Source organism: Methanofollis sp., assembly GCF_028702905.1.
Taxonomy (GTDB): Archaea; Halobacteriota; Methanomicrobia; order Methanomicrobiales; family Methanofollaceae; genus Methanofollis.
In genome coordinates, this window is record NZ_JAQVNX010000146.1 from 1 (window position 1) to 3969 (window position 3969).

Sequence of the window (3969 nt, forward strand, 5' to 3'; positions counted from 1 at the left end):
CCCCGCCCTCACCGACGACGGTGGCGATGCGGTGGCCGGGGTCGAGGGCGATGATCCGCCACCGCCGCCCGCCCAGGGTGCAGACTGTCCCGACTCCCCCGGCGACGAACCGCGCGTCGAGGTCGCCAACCTCCTCGCCTTCCGGTGTGAGGGCCCGGAACGCGGCGCCTGTGGAAAAGACAGAGAGGAGGGCCGACCAGTGGGACCGGGAGAAGTCACGCTCTGCCGCGGGGCCGGGCATCAGGAAGGGGCCGTCGGCGGCAAGGTGGGTGGTGGCGAGGAGGTGGTCGACGATAGCCCCGGCGTCGTCGGGCCCGATGCCGGCAAGGACCGGAGACGAGAGAAGGGAGGAAAGGAGGGAGCGGCGCGGGAGACGTCCCGCACCGATGAGGGCGAGGAAAAGTTGCTGGACAAAGACCGTGTACGGGAGGGAGGGTGGTCTGAGGGGTTCGACCTCACGCCGCGCCGCCGCTTCGATCGCGCCGGCCGCCAGGAGGAGGTCGAGGTCCGACCCGAGGACAAAGGCCATCCGCGCGGCCCCGCCGCGCCTGCCTGTGCGGCCGAGGCGCTGAAGGAAGGAGGAGACGGAGGCCGGGGGGCCGACCTGCACGACAAGGTCGAGGCCGCCGATGTCGATGCCGAGTTCCAGGGTGCTCGTGCAGATGACGCAGGAGGAGGGGACGGAGAGGGAGTCCTCGGCCTCCCGGCGCACCGCAGCAGAGAGGGACGAGTGGTGGACGGAGAGGCGATCGACCCTCCCTTTGAGGGCGGTGGCAAGTCCTTCGGCCTCGCTCCGACTCCGCACAAAGACGAGGGCCCGTTTGCCGGCGACCAGGCCGGCGACGGCGGCGGCCTGCTCCTCCTTCCCCACGGCAAGGGAGAAGGAGAACTGCTTCTTCCCGGGCCTGACCGGAGAGGCGACAAGGCCGGCCTCGCGGCCGGGACCGGAGAGCCAGGCAAGGATCTCGCCGGGGTTGCCGACCGTGGCCGAGAGGCCGATCCTCTGGAGGGGCCGGCCGGCGAGACGGTCGAGACGGTCGAGGAGACACCGGATCTGGACGCCGCGCAGGTCGGCGGCAAAGGCGTGGACCTCGTCGACGACGACGAACCTGAGGTGCGCAAGGTCGGGCCTGAGAGAGCGGTCGAGGAGGATCACCTCCAGGGACTCGGGCGTCGTGAGGAGAATGTGGGGCGGGTCGCCGCCCGACCAGGAGCGTTCGCCCTTTCCGACGTCGCCGTGCCACTTTGCGACCGAGAGACCGGCAGGGGTGCATATCTCCAGCATCCTCTCCTCCTGGTCGTTGATCAGGGCCTTCAGGGGGGAGAGGCAGAGGCAGGCGACGCCGGCAAGACCGCCCTTCAGGACGGCATCGATCACCGGGATGAGCGCTGCCTCGGTCTTGCCCCCGGCCGTGCCGGCGACGACAAGGAGGTCGCGGCCGTCGGCGGCGGCCTGGCAGGCCGCCTCCTGCACCGGGCGCAGGTCGTCCCAGCCGAGGCGGCCGGCAATAATGCCCTGAAGAGTGGGATGGAGGGAGGAGAAGACGGCCGACATGGAGAAAAGTGCGGTCTTCGTCCATAACAAGTTTTCATCGCCGGAGAGCAAACCATCATATATGAGGACAGAGAGGCACTACCATGCCTCTCAGCAAGGAGTCGGCACGGCCCATCGTGCCCGGTGCAGCGCCGCTCACCAGAAGGGAGATGCTGGCCCTCCTCCCCGACGTGCCGGGGTGGTGCCTGGAGAACGGACGGTTGAGACGGAGGTTCGTCTTCAGGTCCGTCGGGGAGGCGTGCACCTTCATCAACGAGGTCATCGCCCTTGGATCGGAAAGCGCCAGCCACTACCCGGACATCTGTCTCAGGAAATACCACGAGGTGGAGGTCTCCTGGTACACCCACTCATCAGGCGGGTTGACACGGACAGACTTCGTCCTTGCCGCACAACTGGGGGAGAGGACAGGGCCGAAAGGGTTATTCAGATAATCCAAACACTTTCTCACCGGCGCACGGGAAAATAGGGCAATGTCAAAGGTGAGCACGCCCTCTTTCAGGGCGGCAACCCTCGCGCTTCTTTACCCGACCGCTTCGGTTTCACCGTCCACGGGAGGGAGAGAAAGGGCAGTACATTAATCTATCCCCTGCTGCGAGGGAAACTATATACGCTGGGACAACCTTGTTAATATACCGGAGCGAGGTAGGGTAGTCAGGAAATCCCGACGGGCTCATAACCCGTAGACCGATGGTTCAAATCCATCCCTCGCTACTATTCTGACACTTTTTCAAAGCGCAGAGCGTTTTTTCCCCACGACAACACCGTGCAGCCCCAGGGCAACATAAAACGAGCATATTTCGCCTGCGGGCAGCTCGGAGATGTGCCTGAGATACTGGCGACCGCCACGAGCAACCCCGCCCCGGGATAGGCACGGGATGACAGGAAAGAGGATCAGAGCTTCTTCTGCCCGAAACATTCAATCCAGAAGAGGAGAGACCTCCGGGGTCCATCGCAGGGGGACCGGGGCCCCCAGGGCTTTCGAGAGGGGCAGAAACTCCTGCTACAAGTACGACACCGATTGGGAGAACAGAGAAAGAAGAAAAGGTATCAGTCCAGATCCAGACGCGTCTGGACGCTCCCTTTCTCAAACTCAATGCACCGGCAGTCGCAGCACTCCCCGCAGACCTCGACCGGGTACTTCCCGGTGAGGCAGGCGGTGCAGAGGTTGCCGATGTCGATGCCGATCGCCTCCACCATTCTGTCCAGAGGGACATGATAGAGGGAGTCGGCATGGATGAGGACGCGCACCTCGTCGGTAGTTCGCTCATTTGCAATGAGTTCGGTCCGTGTCGGGAAATCGACCCCGAGATAACAGGGTGCGATGATCGGCGGCGAACCGACCCTGAGATGGACCTCCTTTGCCCCGGCGTCCCTGACGATGTCGATGATCCGCCGTGAGGTCGTGCCCCGCACCACCGAGTCGTCGATGAGCACGACAGACTTGCCCTCAAGGTGCTTTTTGATCGGGTTCAGTTTGATGCGCACGGCGTTCTCCCGCTTCCGCTGGTTCGGCATGATGAATGTCCGGCCCATATAGCGGTTCTTCATCAGGCCCTCCAGGTACGGAGCGCCCGATGCAGTCGAGTAGCCAATCGCGTATGCCGTCCCCGAATCAGGCACCGGAGCAACCATGTCGGCATCGACAGGTGCACCGAGTGCGAGGACCTCACCGATCTTCCGGCGGGCGTCATAGACAAGGGTGCCGTCGATGACCGAGTCTGCCCGCGCGAAATAGACATACTCGAACATGCAGTGGGCACGCCTATCAGACGTCGCGATCTGGACAGACCGGATCCCGTTCTCCGTGACCGTGATCAGTTCGCCGGGCCGCACGTCCCTGAGCAGGGTGCCGTTCAGGGCGTCGATCGCAACGCTCTCCGAGGCCACGATATATCCGGTCTCGGTGCGCCCAATGCAGAGGGGCTTGATCCCGAGAGGGTCGCGGAAGGCGTACAGCGTCTCGTCGAGCATCAGCACGACCGAGTACGACCCCCGCAACTTCCGCATCGCCACGCCGACGGCGTCCTCGACAGAGCCCGAGTCGCGGAGCTCGTGGGCAAGGATCGTCGCGATCACCTCGGAATCGGTGCTTGTGCAGAAGATCTGCCCGTCCTGTTCATAGGCGGACCGCAGGGCATCGGTGTTTACGAGGTTGCCGTTGTGGGCAAGGGAGAGCGTATGATCTCTACAGACAAAATTGAATGGCTGGATGTTCTCCGGCAGGTTTGCGCCGGTCGTCGGATACCGGACATGCCCGATACCAACGTTTCCCTTGAGCTTCTGGAGGATCTGCTCATCAAATACCTCGGCCACAAGCCCTTTGCCCTTGTGGACATAGGGCCGGTGGTCAAAAGTGGACATCCCCGCGCTCTCCTGCCCGCGGTGCTGGAGAGCGTACAGGGCATAGTATAGCG

Annotated in this window: 3 protein-coding genes and 1 tRNA gene; 2 read left to right on the forward strand and 2 right to left on the reverse strand. The window is 63.9% G+C overall.

Going from position 1 to position 3969, the window contains the following annotated elements; genetic code table 11:
• The coding region (locus PHP59_RS11715) for a DEAD/DEAH box helicase (RefSeq protein ID WP_300167207.1) at window positions 1-1585 on the reverse strand (1585 nt) is incomplete at its 3' end.
• Window positions 1586-1638: 53 nt separating this feature from the next.
• Between PHP59_RS11715 and PHP59_RS11720 the strand changes: the two genes are divergently transcribed.
• Entirely contained in the window at window positions 1639-1986 is a 348-nt protein-coding gene (locus tag PHP59_RS11720; RefSeq protein WP_300167209.1) for a 4a-hydroxytetrahydrobiopterin dehydratase, read from the forward strand.
• A 205-nt stretch (window positions 1987-2191) separates the two neighbouring features.
• Window positions 2192-2266: transfer RNA gene (locus tag PHP59_RS11725), tRNA-Met, on the forward strand.
• Between the two features lie 336 nt (window positions 2267-2602).
• Here PHP59_RS11725 and purF read toward each other — a convergent pair.
• A partial coding sequence (purF, locus tag PHP59_RS11730) for an amidophosphoribosyltransferase (protein ID WP_300167211.1) occupies window positions 2603-3969 on the reverse strand: 1367 nt, incomplete at its 5' end.